At 39.9% G+C, this 16,402-nt stretch carries 15 protein-coding genes and 1 pseudogene; 2 read left to right on the plus strand and 14 right to left on the minus strand.

Annotation, left to right across the window (positions count from 1 at the left end):
* The first annotated feature begins 193 nt into the window (after positions 1 to 193).
* Positions 194 to 1,882 carry a methyl-accepting chemotaxis protein gene (locus DESMER_RS19070; RefSeq protein ID WP_014904702.1) on the plus strand — a complete coding sequence of 563 codons (1,689 nt, stop codon included), beginning with the start codon at positions 194 to 196 and terminating at the stop codon, positions 1,880 to 1,882.
* Here DESMER_RS19070 and DESMER_RS19075 read toward each other — a convergent pair.
* The 13 genes and pseudogenes from DESMER_RS19075 to sigV all read right to left on the minus strand — a co-directional run bounded on the left by DESMER_RS19075 (position 1,872) and on the right by sigV (position 14,416).
* Entirely contained in the window at positions 1,872 to 3,731 is a 1,860-nt protein-coding gene (locus DESMER_RS19075; RefSeq protein ID WP_014904703.1) for a sensor histidine kinase, read from the minus strand. The genes DESMER_RS19070 and DESMER_RS19075 overlap by 11 nt on opposite strands.
* Positions 3,724 to 4,416: a response regulator transcription factor gene (locus tag DESMER_RS19080; RefSeq protein WP_014904704.1), complete on the minus strand. Its 693-nt coding sequence runs from the start codon at positions 4,414 to 4,416 to the stop codon at positions 3,724 to 3,726. The genes DESMER_RS19075 and DESMER_RS19080 overlap by 8 nt, the downstream gene beginning before the upstream one ends.
* A 254-nt stretch (positions 4,417 to 4,670) precedes the next feature.
* Positions 4,671 to 5,159 (minus strand): CcdC family protein, encoded by a 489-nt coding sequence (locus tag DESMER_RS19085; protein ID WP_042334794.1) that lies wholly within the window; start codon positions 5,157 to 5,159, stop codon positions 4,671 to 4,673.
* Between the two features lie 160 nt (positions 5,160 to 5,319).
* On the minus strand, positions 5,320 to 6,180 hold the full coding sequence (locus DESMER_RS19090; protein WP_345787947.1) for an ABC transporter permease subunit: 861 nt from the start codon (positions 6,178 to 6,180) through the stop codon (positions 5,320 to 5,322).
* Positions 6,159 to 7,076, minus strand: coding sequence for an ABC transporter ATP-binding protein (locus DESMER_RS19095; RefSeq protein ID WP_014904707.1), 918 nt, complete (start codon positions 7,074 to 7,076; stop codon positions 6,159 to 6,161). Before DESMER_RS19095 ends, DESMER_RS19090 begins: the two co-directional genes overlap by 22 nt.
* Positions 7,076 to 8,101 (minus strand): hypothetical protein, encoded by a 1,026-nt coding sequence (locus tag DESMER_RS19100; protein ID WP_042334799.1) that lies wholly within the window; start codon positions 8,099 to 8,101, stop codon positions 7,076 to 7,078. The genes DESMER_RS19095 and DESMER_RS19100 overlap by 1 nt, the downstream gene beginning before the upstream one ends.
* Before the next feature lie 76 nt (positions 8,102 to 8,177).
* The gene (locus DESMER_RS19105; RefSeq protein WP_014904709.1) at positions 8,178 to 9,230 is read right to left on the minus strand and encodes a HAMP domain-containing sensor histidine kinase; all 1,053 of its coding nucleotides are present in this window, start codon (positions 9,228 to 9,230) and stop codon (positions 8,178 to 8,180) included.
* Positions 9,223 to 9,900: a response regulator transcription factor gene (locus DESMER_RS19110; RefSeq protein ID WP_014904710.1), complete on the minus strand. Its 678-nt coding sequence runs from the start codon at positions 9,898 to 9,900 to the stop codon at positions 9,223 to 9,225. The genes DESMER_RS19105 and DESMER_RS19110 overlap by 8 nt, the downstream gene beginning before the upstream one ends.
* Before the next feature lie 651 nt (positions 9,901 to 10,551).
* Positions 10,552 to 11,826 (minus strand): [Fe-Fe] hydrogenase large subunit C-terminal domain-containing protein, encoded by a 1,275-nt coding sequence (locus DESMER_RS19115; RefSeq protein WP_014904712.1) that lies wholly within the window; start codon positions 11,824 to 11,826, stop codon positions 10,552 to 10,554.
* Between the two features lie 315 nt (positions 11,827 to 12,141).
* Positions 12,142 to 12,280, minus strand: a pseudogene (locus DESMER_RS23270) (type II toxin-antitoxin system mRNA interferase toxin, RelE/StbE family); the annotation flags it as partial.
* A 137-nt stretch (positions 12,281 to 12,417) separates the two neighbouring features.
* The gene (locus DESMER_RS19120; protein WP_014904713.1) at positions 12,418 to 12,768 is read right to left on the minus strand and encodes a DUF2200 domain-containing protein; all 351 of its coding nucleotides are present in this window, start codon (positions 12,766 to 12,768) and stop codon (positions 12,418 to 12,420) included.
* 252 nt (positions 12,769 to 13,020) lie between these two features.
* The gene (gene rsiV, locus DESMER_RS19125; protein ID WP_014904714.1) at positions 13,021 to 13,917 is read right to left on the minus strand and encodes an anti-sigma-V factor RsiV; all 897 of its coding nucleotides are present in this window, start codon (positions 13,915 to 13,917) and stop codon (positions 13,021 to 13,023) included.
* A 1-nt stretch (position 13,918) separates the two neighbouring features.
* Positions 13,919 to 14,416, minus strand: coding sequence for an RNA polymerase sigma factor SigV (gene sigV / locus DESMER_RS19130; protein ID WP_085931688.1), 498 nt, complete (start codon positions 14,414 to 14,416; stop codon positions 13,919 to 13,921).
* A gap of 338 nt (positions 14,417 to 14,754) precedes the next feature.
* Here sigV and rnk point away from each other — a divergent pair, with 338 nt between their 5' ends.
* Positions 14,755 to 15,171 carry a nucleoside diphosphate kinase regulator gene (rnk, locus tag DESMER_RS19135; protein WP_014904716.1) on the plus strand — a complete coding sequence of 139 codons (417 nt, stop codon included), beginning with the start codon at positions 14,755 to 14,757 and terminating at the stop codon, positions 15,169 to 15,171.
* Between the two features lie 351 nt (positions 15,172 to 15,522).
* Here the strand turns inward: rnk and DESMER_RS19140 are convergent, their stop codons facing one another.
* The gene (locus DESMER_RS19140) at positions 15,523 to 16,395 is read right to left on the minus strand and encodes an SDR family oxidoreductase (RefSeq protein ID WP_014904717.1); all 873 of its coding nucleotides are present in this window, start codon (positions 16,393 to 16,395) and stop codon (positions 15,523 to 15,525) included.
* Positions 16,396 to 16,402: the final 7 nt, after the last annotated feature.

Here is a 16,402-nt window from a genome sequence, read left to right on the forward strand (position 1 = left end):
TGGCTGGCCAGAGCCTGTGCCGGCTTCTTAACATTCAGATTACTTAACAAGTCCCAAGAATTAGACACTGTCCCTAGATTTTTTGTTTGGTAAAATAATCCTAGAAGGAATCTCAAAGATAAATGTCGAATATCTAAACAATCTGTTGTATGTATCATAATTTACTCTTTATTTGAAGAAAGAAGGAAAATAATTGAATTTAAGTATAAAAACTAAACTAGTCATAATCATTGTTGCTTTAGTGTTTGTAGCAACAACAGTAATAACGGTATTTTCGATTAGAACACTTCATAGTGGAATGATGACAATGGCCCAAGAAAAATTGCACTCCGATCTTGCTCTCAGTAATTCGATTATCGATAAATCATTTCCGGGAGATTGGTCGATCCAAGATAACAAACTTTATAAAGGTGATAGGGTCATAAATGACAGTACGATTGTTGACCAAATTGGTGAACTTTCTAATGATAATGTGACAATTTTCCAGGGAAATACTCGTATCGCTACAAACGTTAAAAAAGAAGATGGTACACGGGCTGTCGGTACAACGGTGTCATCCGAAGTTGAAGAGATCACCCTTAAAGAGGGTAAAACCTACAAGGGAGAAGCAGTTGTAGTTGGGGTGAAAAACCAAACCATCTATGAACCTATAATTGATAAGCAAGGTAAAGTTATAGGTATGACGTTTATTGGAGTGCCAATTTCACTGATTGAAACTTTAGTGTCTGGGCTTAGTAATAAAATCGTTATCTTTATAGTCATTGAACTATTGATATCAGCCTTGGTCATTTGGGTAATAGTATCACGTACTTTAAGACGCCTCCATCATATTGTGAATTCTGCCGATAAGATCGCCCAGGGTGATCTATCTATTGAAGCACTTAATTCTAACTATAAAGATGAATTTGGACAATTAAGCAGTTCATTCAATACTATGGCTGATAATCTAAGGGATTTAGTCCAACATGTTGCTAGGGCATCAGAGCAGGTTGCTGATTCATCTCGCGAAATGTTAACCATCACCGAGCAAAGTGCAGAGGCCTCCGCTCAAATAGCTGGATCAATTGAGAAAGTGGCAGTTGGCTCTGCTGACCAGGTTAATTCAATAGCAGATACTGTCCAGGCTATTGAACAATTATCTGCCAGCACTCAGCAGGTTGCCGCTACGAGCAATGAGATAGCTTTATTGACAGCTAAAACGACTCAAACCACTAATCTGGGCCAAGATGCTATTAATTTAGTGGTTGTCCGGATGGATAGTATCAATCAAAAAACAGAGCAGGTTCAACAGACTGTTCAGAAGTTGTCGGAAAGCTCGGAGCAGATCAACGAAATTATTACAGTTATCACTGGAATAAGTGAACAAACAAATCTTCTGGCTCTTAATGCAGCAATTGAAGCAGCACGAGCCGGAGAACAAGGACGAGGATTTGCTGTAGTTGCTGATGAAGTTAGAAAACTAGCTGAACAATCTAAGGAAGCTGCTCAAAGGATTGCAATGTTAATTCAAGCGAACGAAAATAATATTAACGAAGCAGTAAGTGCCATGGACGCTGAAACTAAAGATGTTAAAGCCGGTATAGACACTGTAGATGCTGCAGGAAAATTATTTCAAGATATCACCAAGCTGGTTCTTCAAGTCTCTAATCAAGTCCAAGAAATATCCGCTACCACTCAAACAATAGCCAGTGGTACAGAAAAAATAGTCTCTGCCACTCAGAACATTGACCGAATTAGTCAAGATGCCGCAGATCAGACTCAAACTGTATCGGCAGCTGTAGAAGAGCAGACTGCTTCCCTGGAACAAATTAACTTGTCGAGTAAAGAGTTAGTTGCCATGGTTCAGGATTTACAAGAAATTGTTAGTGCTTTTAAACTTTAGGATTACCAAGGGGCAGCTTAATCTCTACGACAGTACCTCTCTCCAACTCGCTCTGCACGGAAACCGAAGCATCCTGGAGTTCGATTAAGTGCTTTGCGATAGCCAGGCCGAGCCCGGTACCTCCGCTGTTTCTTGATTTATCGGTTTTATAAAAACGATCCCAGATATAAGGCAATTCTTCCGCTGCAATTCCATAACCTTGATCGCGAATTATGATCGAAAGGGTCTTAATATCAAATAGGCTTGTTGCAACGGTCACTGTGGTGTTCACCGGCGAATATTTGACAGCATTGTCCAGAAATATTACCAGCAGTTGGCGTAAGCGATCATAATCTCCTTCAAAGGCGGGAATATCTTGTTTAGTAAGATACTCAACTTTAATTCCTTTTCTTCCGGCAATAGTCGCAAAATTTCTCACCACATCTTCAAGAAGATCTGGCATGTACAGCTTTTCTTTATTCATTTTAATTTTGCCGGCTTGAAGACGAGAAAGCTCCAAAAGATCTCCTACCAATCGTTCCAACCCGCGGGTTTCCGAAAGCATCCTTTGGTGGTAACGTTTAATCTCCTGGCTGTTTTCTACCGTTCCATCCACCATGGCTTCAAGGGATCCACGAATGACGGTCAGAGGCGTGCGAAATTCATGAGACACATTGGCCACGAAGTCCCGTCGTAGTTGTTCAAGCCGCTCACTCTTACTAATATCCTGAACTAAGGCAACACTCCCTGTCACCATTCCCGAATTATCGACAATTGGCGAAAGAGTAAACATAAGCTTTTTACCCAACCAATCTTTGAGTACTTGAGAGGTCTTTTTTTCCTCCGTTACTTTAGTAAGCTGGGCCTCAATTTTCAAATCATTGAGGTCTTTTTCTATGTCTTCATTTAAATAGGGATGAGGTCTATTCATAATTTCCGAAAGTGCAGAATTGACACTTATGGGTTTAAGAGTCATGTCAAAGGCTACGATTCCATCTGAAATACTCCCTATGATGTCTTTGAGTTTTCCTTTCTCCTGAAAAAGCTGATTAATCGTATAACCTAACTTACCGGCCAAAAGGTCAAGGGAATTCCCCAATTGACCCAACTCATCTTCGCGATTAACTCCTGTTTTAACTGAATAATTTCCTTGCGTCATTTCTAAGGCTGTTAGGTTCATGGCCTTCAAGGGACGGGTAAAGAGCAAAGAGTAGAAAACACCTAAACCCAGGGCTAGCACAAGCGCCCCCAGAAGACTGACTGCTAAAATTCGAACTGCCTTATTGACTGTTGCAGTAATTCCCGTAACCGGGGAATGGAGAAGTACGGAGCCAATAACTTGATGGTCGGAATCAATAATCGGTACGCCTACTGTCAGAGTTGCTTCATCGTAGACACTGCTAAAATTTTCACTGACCGATTCTTGGCCACTTAAAACCCCCTCAATAACTTTTTCAGCCTCCTGGGGGAGAGGCTCTGAGTTAAAAGGCTGCCCTTGCCTCATACCCATACCCCTTCCTGTACCCGGGCCTGTGCCTTGGCCTGCACCAGCTCCTCTACCTTTGCCAAAACCCATTCCGGACATCAAAGAGAGGTTCCCCTGCTTGTCAGTAATCCACACCTTTGCCTCAGTCATCCTATCCAGGAAGCGCATAGATCCAGCGAAGCCCCCAAACTGACCACTGCTTTGGGAGTTCTCGGCAATCACCTCCGCTATACTTCGGGCACGGTCCAGCATAGTTTGTTCTCGGCTGCTGAAGGTATACTGCCTGAACATTTGAATAAATAATCCCCCTATGACTAACATAGAAATGAGCACTATTCCAACAAAACCAGCCGTTAATTTTAACGCAATACTTTTCTTAAACATGCTTCACCTCAAATTTATACCCTACTCCCCAAATGGTCTTTATCTCCCAGCCAAAGGTTTGAGAAGAAGCTATTTTTGATCTTAACCGCTTAAGATGAGTGTCCACTGTACGAGCATCTCCAAAATACTCATACCCCCACACACTGTTTAAAAGGTTATCTCTTGAGAAAACTTTTCCCGGATTTGATGCCAGGATCCATAGTATTTCCAGTTCCTTTTTTGTAAGGCTGACGGGTCGCCCTTCGATTATTACTTCATAATCCGAAATGTTAATTTCCAAGCCGGGATAATGGATAATGTCTTTGCTTTGCCCCTCTGAAATATCAAGGCGCCTTAATACTGCACGAATGCGCGCCATGACCTCCGCTGGACTAAAAGGCTTTACAATGTAGTCGTCTGCTCCAATATCAAGGCCCATAATGCGATCGCCATCTTCGCCTTTGGCGGTAATCATGATAATCGGCACATTAGAACTCTGACGAATTTCCCGACAAACCGCAAACCCATCCTTCTTGGGCATTAAGACATCAAGTAATACGAGTAGGGGTCTATATTCCCCAAGCTTCGCTATAGCCTCTTCCCCATCATGGGCAATAATTGGAAGAAAACCTTCTTTAGTGACATAGGTACTTAGTATTTCTAGAATGCCCTCACTATCATCGGCAATCAATATGTATTTGTTCATAAGCCATCCCCCCTCTTTTAAGTCTATCACTTATAAAAATAGTGTTTGTGTCATAAATGTGACATTTAAAAATGTAGGAAGTCGTTTTATCACTTATGGATCAATTACTTTATTGAATACTATTACTCTTTAGGTCATACTCCTTCTTGTTTTTCAGTTGTCCTCTCCTCACAACAGTACCCCAAAATTATAGCCATAATCTCGTCTATTCCCTGAGAGATTATGGCCACGGTTATTCTTTACCCAAGCAAAAATCACACTTTATGGAGTTGTCGTTCTAACCGTTTAAATCCTATGTACATACTAATTCGCCAGGGCAGAATCATACTAAAGGCTAAGACGAAGAAAATTCCGGTCATTTGAGCAGGATCGATTTGAATGGCTTCAGCAAGGATAATCTTCCCGATCATTCGCAAAGCGACTAGACTTATCAGGGCTACTAAAAAAAACTTTGATCTTCGGAGATAGATTTGGTTGTCCCTTATTTCAAATTTAGATGTTTTTATTAAGATGACAGAAAAAAGCATGCCCATCATAACTGAACTTATCAGCTCTAGTAGGGTTGGTCTAAACATTGGCAAAATAAACATACTCCCACCAGTAGCCATGAAAAATGGAGGTAAAATAATCATTTTTGCCACTGCTGGTTTTTTTGTGTTTTTCACTCGTACCAAATTGACTACAACAACCATTAACAAGGACACGACAATTGATGCAACCACTAGGAATTGTTTTGTCAACATAATTAACCTTTCTATCTCGCGATTACGCCTATTCCAGTTTACACACATTATAATATAACTCTTTGCCTTAATAATAAAGCAAAGAGTTAATATTAGCAGACATAAAGAGCTATCCGACTCTTAATGTGGCTACTTATTATTCAGTTTTTCTATAGAGCTTCTAGGAGATATCTTTCGCGGAAAATTTCCGTATCGCTAAGGTCACAAATCCAAGCATGTAAATGGCAATATATAAGAACATCCAAATACTTGCCGGTTTACCGCTGCCGGATAAACTGGCACCGGCCATGGCACCAGCTGCCAGCTCAGAATTTGGAACCATTATGCGTTCCATCGTACTATAAATCGTTTGGAAAGGTGAGACTAAGCTAATAAAAATTCCGGTACCAATGACCGAGTTATTATTTACATACTGCCCGATCATTTCGACCATTCCACCAACATTCCCCAAAATGTAAATGAAAATCATTAAGATTCCATTGGGCACTGCCTTAAAAGTCACAGATCCAAAGATTGTTACACAAAGAACTGCAACAGGCAGCAAAAGGTATAGCAACCATCCCGAAAGGATTTGCGAGAAGGTGAGACTTGTTATCGTACTCAGGCCAAATAAAGCTCCAATAACCAGAATTGAGGTGAATAGCAGGGTTGCGTAGGTACAGGCTAATAGAACTAATCCTCCAAGTTTGCCAAGAATAAACTGATAGCGGTGAATCGGACGAGTAAGAATCCCTTGAATCAGACCAGACTCTAGTTCTGAGGCAATGGCACCGGAGCCAAGCATAATCGTGAGCAAAGCTATTAACATAGCAGAAAATTGAAAGCCCATTTTCGTAACCATTTGAATCGCAAAAGGTCTAAACTGATTTCCCATTCCATGGGTCACTGACGTGTTAGGAAAATAATTAAGCATTACTGTCCAAAATACCAAGTACAAAAAAGTGACAATACCCATTATGATAAAGGTTCTTTTACGAATTGCTTCATTAAGCGTGGTAATTAAGATTGCTGCGATGATAATCCCTCCTCACCGACAAGCTGCATAAACACAGTCTCAAGGGTCTCTCGGTGGGGCGTCAACTCATAAAGTGTCACACCATTAGAGATAAGCTTAGCTGCCAGGGCAGGAATCTCTTCGTAATCCTTTAAAGTGGCTGTTAAACTTCCATCTGCTAATATCTGCAAGGACTGGTATTGGTTATGCATCGTAACCAATAAATCTTCAGTCATACCCTTAGCTCTGATGGTTAAGGAGATTTTATTCATCAGTAACTCGTCCATCCGGGCGGATTTAACAACTGTACCTTTATGAATAAAGGTAACACTGTCACAAACAGCTTCCACTTCACTTAACAGATGACTGTTTAGAAAGATAGTTGTCCCTTCCTTTTTCAAAGCAACAATGATGTCTCGCACATCCTTCCGACCAATGGGGTCCAAAGCAGATGTCGGCTCATCGAGAAAGATCAGTTGGGGATTAGGCAGCAACGCACAGGCCAACCCTATACGCTGCTGCATGCCTTTACTATAGGCACCCACTTTGTATTTTTCTTGCCCTTCAAGACCTACTAACTTTAAAACCCTGGTAATTTGATCCTTCTTGTTTTTCAATTTAATTAATTGGGCATGGAAATTCAACAGATCTAATCCAGTCATCCAATCTTGATAGCGGAAAAGTTCAGGCAGGTAGCCCATTCTTTCTCGCGCGGAAACATCACCCAGGGGTTTACCCAGGACAGTGCCGCTTCCGGAGGTGGGGAATACAAGCCCGGTTAACATCTTAATACAGGTACTCTTCCCCGCGCCGTTGCGGCCAAGAAAGCCATAGACTTGCCCAGCTTCTACTGCAAGGTTGATTTGCTCACAGGCTGTTTTATTGCCATACTTTTTAGTCAGAGCATGGGTTTCGATGATCATTAACGAACACTCCTAGCGATTTCTGCCAGCTCTGCATCCGTCTTATTGCCAATTAAGCCATATAAATTGCCATCCTTAGTCCAGATTAGTACAGAAGCGTTATCCATATTGGACATTTCCTCCATAGCCATGGTATGAGCTTCTTTCAGAGCAGCAAATTTTTCTTCCCCATATTTGCTAATCATTGTTTCGCTCATTTCATCCATTAAAGCTTCATGTGACCTACCATTTAAGCCTTCCAGTGAAGTATTATGTGATCCTGTGACTGTCATATCTTGAGGAATAGTTTCCGTAAGTCCTTTTAAATCAGACAAAGTGTAGATGTAGCCTTTTTTTCCACCTAAATCCACTTCTCTACCGAAGCCTACTAGGACCGGAAGATAGATATCAGAACTATCTTCCTCGATTTCAGCAAGCTGTTGGCGAAGATTCGTAGGGATTAAGGGCAAATTCAACATGACATCTCGCAATTCTTCTTTGGCAGCTTGCGGGGCATCTAAATAGGACTTTTGGGTGGCTAAGAATAGGACATCCTCATATTTTGCAAAGGCTGCAGCAGAAGATACCATAGACATTTCTACACCGTTTAAACCGCTGGAAAGTTGTTTCGGACTATGCAGCAATTTCAACAGTTCGTTGCTGGCATCCACATCTAAGGTAAACTTCATTTCCCGGGAATTCAGCGCAGATATTTCAGGGGTTTGAGATGCTAGTTCAGAAGGCAAACGAAGTTTGAAAGCATCAAACTCTCCAGCTGAGTTCAGTCTTGTCAGTTTATGTTTCGGTTGTGAAATAAGGTTAAGCAGAGATTTGTGTTCAAATTCTTTTCCCTTGAAGTCTTCTTTCAGATTAGAAATTGCTTGCATTCCTTCCTGCAAGTCCGCCATGGTAATTTCAATGGTTTTCACATCGTTTACGCGGAAAATTGACAGAGCATCCAGGGCTAAAGTTTTTACCGGATTTACAAACGTAATGAGTCCTGCCACCAGCGCCAGAGAGGCAAAGGTAAAGATTTTTCGTTTCATGTTATCAAGTCCCTTCACAAATTTTCGGTACTCCTACTTTAAATCAAATTTGTGTCCTCAGTGTGCCCTCGGAGTATTAATTTCTAAACGGCAGCCTAACCACAAAAGACGTCCCTTGATCTAATTCACTCTCAACAATTACCTCTCCGGCATAGATATCCACTATTTTCTTAACAATAGCTAAGCCCAGTCCGCTTCCTTCTTTGGAATGTGACTTGTCCCCCTGAAAAAATTTTTCAAAAATCCGAGCTTGATCGCTCTGGGCAATCCCGATCCCTTGATCCTTAATCTCAACCACCACATTGTTGGGAGTCCTCTTCGCTTGGATATAGATAGTTCCAGATTTAACAGAAAATTTGATGGCATTCTCCAATAAGTTTAACCAAATTTGTTGAATCAAAGCTTCGTCACCCGTGTAAGCTATTTCAGCGAGATCAATATTGAGTTCTAAGTTTTTCTCAGACCATTTTTCCTCTAAAAGAACAATCGTCTTTCGAATCTGCTCATCTAAGGAAAAGGGTTTCCTATTCTCTGGGATGAATTGATGGTCTAATTTAGAAAGCCGCAACATGTTTGAACTCAAATGGCTTAATCTCTTGGCCTCTTCGATAATAATGCTAGTGTAAGATCGAAAATCCTCTTTCGACAAATCCTTATCCTGAAGCATTTCTGCGAAGCCTTGGATAGAGGCAATGGGGGTTTTCAACTCATGAGATACGCTGCTAATAAAATCTTTGCGGAGATATACCATATTCCCGAGTTCCGCCGTCATCAAATTAAAATTTCGGGCCAGAACCCCTATTTCATCATTGCCCTCATAGTCCATCTTTACAGAAAAATTGCCCTTTGCAACCTCTTTGGCAGAATTACTAATACGAATAATTGGCTCAGAAATTTTGCGCATAGCCAAATATAATAGAGACCCTCCTAAGGCTAAACATAAGAGCAGTGTTACTAGCATAAAACTCCCAAAAACTGCATGAGCTTCTCGAATACTCAAGTCACCATGGTAGAGAAAGAAGAACAGAATCGTCATCATGGTAAACGAAAGGAAACAGGAAAAAAATAAGATTCCAATGGCCATTAATGTTCCTTTAGCGCGGATTGAATGTGTTAAATCTTTAATCATAGTTCTTCTCCGCCTTATAACCCAGCCCGCGAATCGTGATGATCTTAAACTCCGGCCTGTCATCAAACTTCTTGCGCAGCTTTTTTATGTGGCTGTCCACCGTTCGTTCATCTATATCTGTATCCAGCCCCCAGATTTCAGACATTAGCTGCTGCCTTGTAAAAATTTGCTTAGGATAGCTTAACAATTTAAAGAGTAATAGAAACTCTTTTTTGGGTAATTCAATCTGAAGGTCTGGGCCAGTAATGCTCAAATTGTCATAATCCAGTAGGATTTCACCGATAACAATTTTATGTTCATTGGTAATTTTAGCCCGTCTTAGCAGAGCTGCTACTCTTAAAGTCAGCTCGTTCATATCAATTGGCTTAACCATATAATCGTCTGTACCTAATCTGAAGCCTTTCTCTTTATCCTCATAATCCTCTCTGGCAGTCACAATTAAAATTGGCAGGGTGTACTTTGCATCTCTAAGGCTTTCAATGAGTTCAAATCCATCCATATAGGGCATCATGATGTCACAGATAATTAAATCAATATGTTCGTTTTCAAAAATTTCAAGAGCCTTTTGACCGTTTTCGGCTTGCAAAACTCGATAACCGGCTTGTTCCAGCCGAGTTTTCATTAACATTAATAAGTTCTTATTATCCTCAACTACCAATATTTGAAACATGATAAACCTTCTTTCCAAAGCCTACTAAAAAGAAAGGGTATACCCTTTATTCCCAGAACATTATTCATTGTTTAAAACCTTTAAAATTTATGTCTCTTAAAGAGTATAACTTCATATTGTGACTTAAATGTGCCCAAAACATAAGAATCAGCGGTTAGAGTTATTGTACCAATAGTAAATAAAGCAAGGATATTGCCTGTTAAACTAAAGACAATACCCTCACTATTTTGCACCTAAACCCTAAAGCTTGGTGTATAAGACTTTAAAACATTCTAGAAACGACACATGTGGTGCTTTGCACGTAAATCTGATTACGGTATAAAGCCACACCTGTGTCGTTTTTTTGTTGTCTAAAAGGTTGCGCTAATATTTTTATTATATAGAAAGAAGGTATTTTTAAGTGCCAACGACAAAATTTCAGAAGGTGGTTTTTGCTTTTCTGTCCGTGGTAATAACGGTACATTTATTCGTGTTTTATAATCTTGTCCTTGAGATGGGAGGTATGTCGAACCAAGTGTTTATGGCATCTCGCAAAGTAGTACCCATTGGGTGAGGTATCACCTTAACTATTAAAAAGCCAGACGGTGATCAATTGAGTCAACTATTTACGCGAAAGATTACTCGCATACTTTACTTAGAGTCATGCCCAGACTATTTGTTAAACTGTCTTTGGAATATTGCAGCAGACTCTCCTTCAAGCAAGTCATTGACATCCTTAATATCGAGACGGTCAAGGAGTTCTCGAATATATGGGTTGTGTAAAGGGGTGCGGGCATCTGCTAACAGTCCATAGGTATTGACATGGAGGGTTCCTAATTCAGATTTGAGGAGGGCTTTTGGACCGCCGACACAGCCACCAACACAGCCCATTCCCTCATAAAAATTCGCCTTAATGTCTCCCTGATTAATGGAACGAAGGATCTCTTTACACTCCTGAATTCCCTCAGCTTGAACTGCCTTAATCCGGATAAGTTTATCTGGTCTAAGCTGGTCAAGGGTATCTGAAATAGCTTTCGATACCCCTCCTGTGCGGGCATAAATACGTCCGGCAGAGGAAGAATGTCCACTAGTGATATCCTCCATATCTTCAGGATTAACTCCCGTCGCTTCAAAGATCTGCTTAACTTCCTCAAAGGTTAATACTGCATCAATGGCATCTTGAATATCTGCTTCTTTGGCCTCAGCTTTTTTTGCTATACAAGGACCAATAAAAACCACTTTTGCTTCGGGATGAAGTCGTTTAATTCCCCGGCCGCAAGCAACCATTGGGGATACGGAAGGTTGGATATGGGGAATTAATTGATTATAAACCCGCTTAACCATACCCACCCAGATAGGGCAGCAACAACTGGTCAAGACAAAATCCTCTTCAGAATTAACTGCTCGATCAAATTCAAGAGCTTCTTTCAGGCTTAGGATATCTGCAAAAAGCGCAACTTCTACCATACCGTAAAAACCAAGCTGTTTGAAAGCAGCTCTGAGTTGACCCATAGTAACCCGATCTCCAAACTGCCCAATAATGGCAGGGGCCACAATTGCATAGACAGCGACCTCTTTTTTTCTCAGTAAATCTATTAAAGGAATAAATTCCTTCTTATCAATTAAGTTATTGAGTGAACACGTATCAATGCAATGCCCGCAGTGAATACAGCTGCGATCTTGGATTACGACTTTTCCTTCCATATCCCGGACTATGGCATTAAAGATACAGGACGTTTCACAGTTATGTTTTTCACTCGTACATTCCCCTTTACAATCATTAATCTGAAACACTACTTTGTTCTGCTCACCATTCCCCAAGGCATAATAAACATATTTTTTCGTGGCTTCATTTCCGCTTGCTTCAATTTCTCGGATCTCTTGCTCCAGCTTATCATTGTAGGAAGCTTTAACTAAGCGTTTAAAAATTTCGTCATAGGTAGTCACTATAACCCCTCCATGTCAAAAACATTGTTTACAAAGTGCGGGCCAAACTTATTTATACTAGCCTACACACCTTCCGGATGTTTATACTAGTTCGGAAACTTTCGGAATGAGGTCATTATGAACTTATTGTCCGATGATTTGGGAGGGTCACAGCCCAGAACACTGAAGTGTCTGACGGATACTTGCTTTAAGAATCTGAGGACGACATGAAGATTGGATTTAAAAAACTACTGAGACAGAGCAACGGAATTTACAATTAACATCCATTATCTAAAGTTTAGGAGGGCTGCCCATGCCCGGCAGTCCTCCTAAACTTTAGTATCTTAATAACCAATCGCTGTGAGTATCTGTTCTGGTAAAGCGTCAAAACTAGAACATCGTTGTCAACCCTATTAACCAAAAGCCAGTCGGGAGTGATATGACATTCCCTATGCCCGGTCCAAACACCTAATAACCTCCGCTATCAGTTCTTCAAAACTTGAATAGCGTTTTGCGCTTGGGTCACGGCTTATTTTATTAGCCTCTAGGGCAGCTTCCTTACGTCGAAGTTCTCGTTCTAAAGCCTAAATCTCACGCTCTTTCTCACAATTATTATTTCCGCAAAATCTTATCCAGCGCTTTTCCCTTTGCTAACTCATCGATCAGCTTATCCAAATAGCGAATTTCCTGCATAGTTGGTTCTTCGATGTCTTCCACTCGGACACCGCAGACCACACCTTTGATCAAAGCCCGTGAAGGATTTAGTTGGGGGGCTTCCTCAAAGAAGGTCTCAAAGTCTGTCTTTTTTTCAAGTTGCGCTTCTAACTCGTCCTGGCTATATCCTGTCAACCAACGGATGATTTCATCGACTTCTGTTTTCGTCCGTCCTTTTTTCTCCGCCTTCGTAACATAATGGGGATAAACACTTGCGACACTCATTGTATAGATATTATGTTTGGGCATAATACATCCTCGCTTCTATGGTTTTGTTTATATTATATCGAAAAATAGTCAGGCTCAACCGAGCCTTGAAAACATTAGGGAAATCAACCTACATTTCTATCAAATTTGTTCCGGAATGCAAAAATAGCGCGATGATAGTAAGCTTTAAAGCTATTTCTATTCTGCTTTTTGTTTTATTTACTACCCCTTGTTTCTAACAGCTACCTGAGCGGCAGCTATCAAAATAGACCTATCATCATAGAACACTTTTGCCTATCTAATATATTCATTACTAATCAATATATCGGATATCACTTCTGTTGGAATGATAAATTCCTGTATCCCCATATATCCAGGCCCAACCTCATATTCATCAAATGAAATCACTAATTTGCCTTCTGTATTAATGAAAAAATTTTGGCTTGCTGATATTTTATCAAACACTTCAATATACGTTTCCTTATCGTCAACCCAGTAAATTTTTCCTTCATCGGCCTTCATCTGTTCTCTCATTTGTGCCTTTATATTCTCACTAATAACTTCGACATAACTATTATCTTTGAACAAGCTTGGCAGGGTTATTAAGACCTCGTTTTCTTTGTCTATAGTATCATATTTAAGCTTTTCTACCCCAGAGGCTTTGGTAATTACAGTATAGCGCCCTATTGACAATATCCTGTCTGTGTCAGTCTTCACCATATACCCACTGTTAACTCCTAAATTGCCGCCACCTTTTTTCTGTATGTCTTCCATTTCAGCTTTAAACTCTTCGTATAACTTTTTGTTTTCATTAACATATTTCTCATTCAAGCTGTTTTCAAGGGCTTTATTTTCCAGACCTTGTATCGAAGGCACTTTAATATCCACATTGAATTTATCCCCATTCACAGTATATTCTCTGAAGGTTAGCACCTTTACTATACTACCTATAACCGGTACTTTTGATAGTGTAGACGCAAAGACTTGGCTGCTGTTAATCCCGACCATAAGCAAGGCTACACAGGCAGCGATTGAAGCTACTACTACACTTATTTTTTTAACAGTTATTTTTCTTTTCATTTTAGATTCTCCCTTATCTTTTAAAGCCTTGCTTACTAAATAGTCCAATTCTCCTGGAATGGGTGTCTCTAGATATTCTTTTTTAAGATGCTGCAAGTTTCTACGTTCCATTCTAGACCTCCTCACAATCACTTAACTTTATGCGCAACTTTTCAAGAGACTTGTATAAGCGGGTTTTTACTGTATTAACATTTTCACTAAGAACTTCAGCAATTTCCTCAATTTTTAAGTCTTCAAAATACCTTAATATCACTACTGTACGGTATTTGTCAGGTAAATTATCTAATGCTTTTTGCAAGTCAAAATCCCCATAATCATCAGCTTTTCCGAAGTCCAAGCTAGTCAAGACTTCTTCGTCTACAAAATCAATCTTCCTTCGTTTCCGCAAAAAGTCCAGTGAAGTATTAACCACTATTCTGTAAAACCAAGTCTTTATGTAATTAGGATTTTCTATTAAATTCTTAGATGAAATTGCTTTATATATTGATTCCTGCATAATGTCTAAAGCATCATCAACGTTCTTAACATAACTAAATGCCAATCTATAATGATTTTCTTTGTATTTAACAGCATGCTCTGTTATTTGTTCTTCTAAAGAGTTTATTTTTATTAAGGCCAAGCTATACCCTCACTTCTGTTTTAGATGCTTATCTTAACCACCTTATATTTTATAGACGTCTGTAAGTAATAAAAAGTTTTTTAATTTCAAAATTAATCCGCTTCATTAAAATATGGACACAGTCTTTTTTAAAGACTTCCCCACTAATCAATAACCACCAATCGATTGGAAGGAACTTCTTTTGATATTTACTTATATAAGATTTAATATATAATATAAAGTGAGGGTTTCTTTGGGGGAATCTCACCTTAATTAAATAGTTTTATTATAAGCGGCTATCTTAGATGCGATTGTCGCTCAATTTTATTTGAAACTGAAAGGATAGGAAAATGAACAGGGCAATTGATATTACATTTAAGGATCGCGATCGAATACTTAAGCTTATTGAAAAAGAAAAAGAATTCGGCACGGAAAAAAATAAAGGCTATTTAAAAGACCTTGAACAAGAACTAAAGCGAGCAAATATTGTATCCTCAGAGGATATACCACCTAACTCCATAACAATGAACTCTAAAATTATCTTGAAGGATTTAGATCTAGGGGAAGAAACAACATATACCTTAGTATATCCTGGAGAAGCAGATTTGTCAGAAAACAAAATTTCTGTACTTGCACCTATAGGAACAGCTATACTAGGATTCAGAGAGGGAGATGAAATTGACTGGAAGGTTCCGGCGGGAATCGTTAAACTAGAAGTCAAAAAAATAATTTACCAACCTGAGGCAGCTGGCAACTACGAGTTGTAAAATACGATTCTATTCATAAAAATCATACAAATTTGATACCCCTAAAAAGTAAGGTACCGTCTGTTAATTGCTTAACGACAGTACCTTATTTTTACATAGGTAAGGTTTAAAGCCTTGCCGTACAAGGCTTCAAACCGATCTATTTTTTGTTTTAATTATTGCTACTTGTTTCTCACCGCCGCCTGAGCTGCTGCTAACAAAATAGTACAATCTCATTTTTTCACATTATGGAACACTTCTTACAGCTATTGATATATAAGGGGTTATATATCAATAGCTGTAATGAACAAATGGGAATAGGATTTGATTTCTTCCTTTCAAGCTATATTCCATTCAGCTTTTAAGATGATTTTACTCCTCGGGTACTCCGTACCCCTCAGGTGCAGGAATACCCTTTTCGGCAGCCCGGCTAACTTCTTCCCACTCCTTCCAGGCAACTATTCGTTCCTTAAACGTATCTATAGCTACATCGTAGACCATACTGCCAAGAATAAGCCTTAGAGGAGGATTATCACTATCCACTAATTTCATAAGCGCTTCTGCAGCTAGGTAAGGATCGCTATCCACCGAATCCTCTGAATACTGACGAGCCAGTTCCTCACGAAGGCTTCCGTAAGATTCTAGGGGATTGCTGTAATTCATCGTGGTGTACAAGTTTGTCCAGTACCCACCAGGCTCTACCATGGTGAGCTTTATCCCGAAATGAGCTGCTTCCTTAGCCAGAGCTTCGCTCATGCCTTCCAGAGCAAATTTACTTGCACTGTAAATACCACTCATAGGACCCGAGACAATTGCACCAATACTAGAAATCTGTACGATATGTCCGGAGCCTTGAGAACGTAAATAAGGCATTACTGCCTGACAGACCCAAAGAGCCCCAAAAAAGTTTGTCTCCATCAGATTTCTGATATCAAATTCGCTTAGTTCTTCAATCATGCCCAGGGTCAATATGCCCGCGTTATTAACAACAACATCGAGGCGCCCAAAATGCTCTACTGCTAATTCAACTGTGGAAAAAACAGCTTTTCTATCTGTTATATCCAACTTTAATGGCAATAAAGTATCCTGATACTCTTCCTTTAGCTTTTCCAGTTTGCCGGTAGTTCTCGCGACTGCTACAACCCTATCCCCAGCCTTCAGAGCGGAACGGGTGAATGCATATCCCAGACCCTTACTAGCTCCGGTAATGAACCATACTCTTTTATTTTCATCGCTATGTGTCATAATATCT

It is taken from the genome of Desulfosporosinus meridiei DSM 13257 (assembly GCF_000231385.2).
GTDB lineage: Bacteria > Bacillota > Desulfitobacteriia > Desulfitobacteriales > Desulfitobacteriaceae > Desulfosporosinus > Desulfosporosinus meridiei.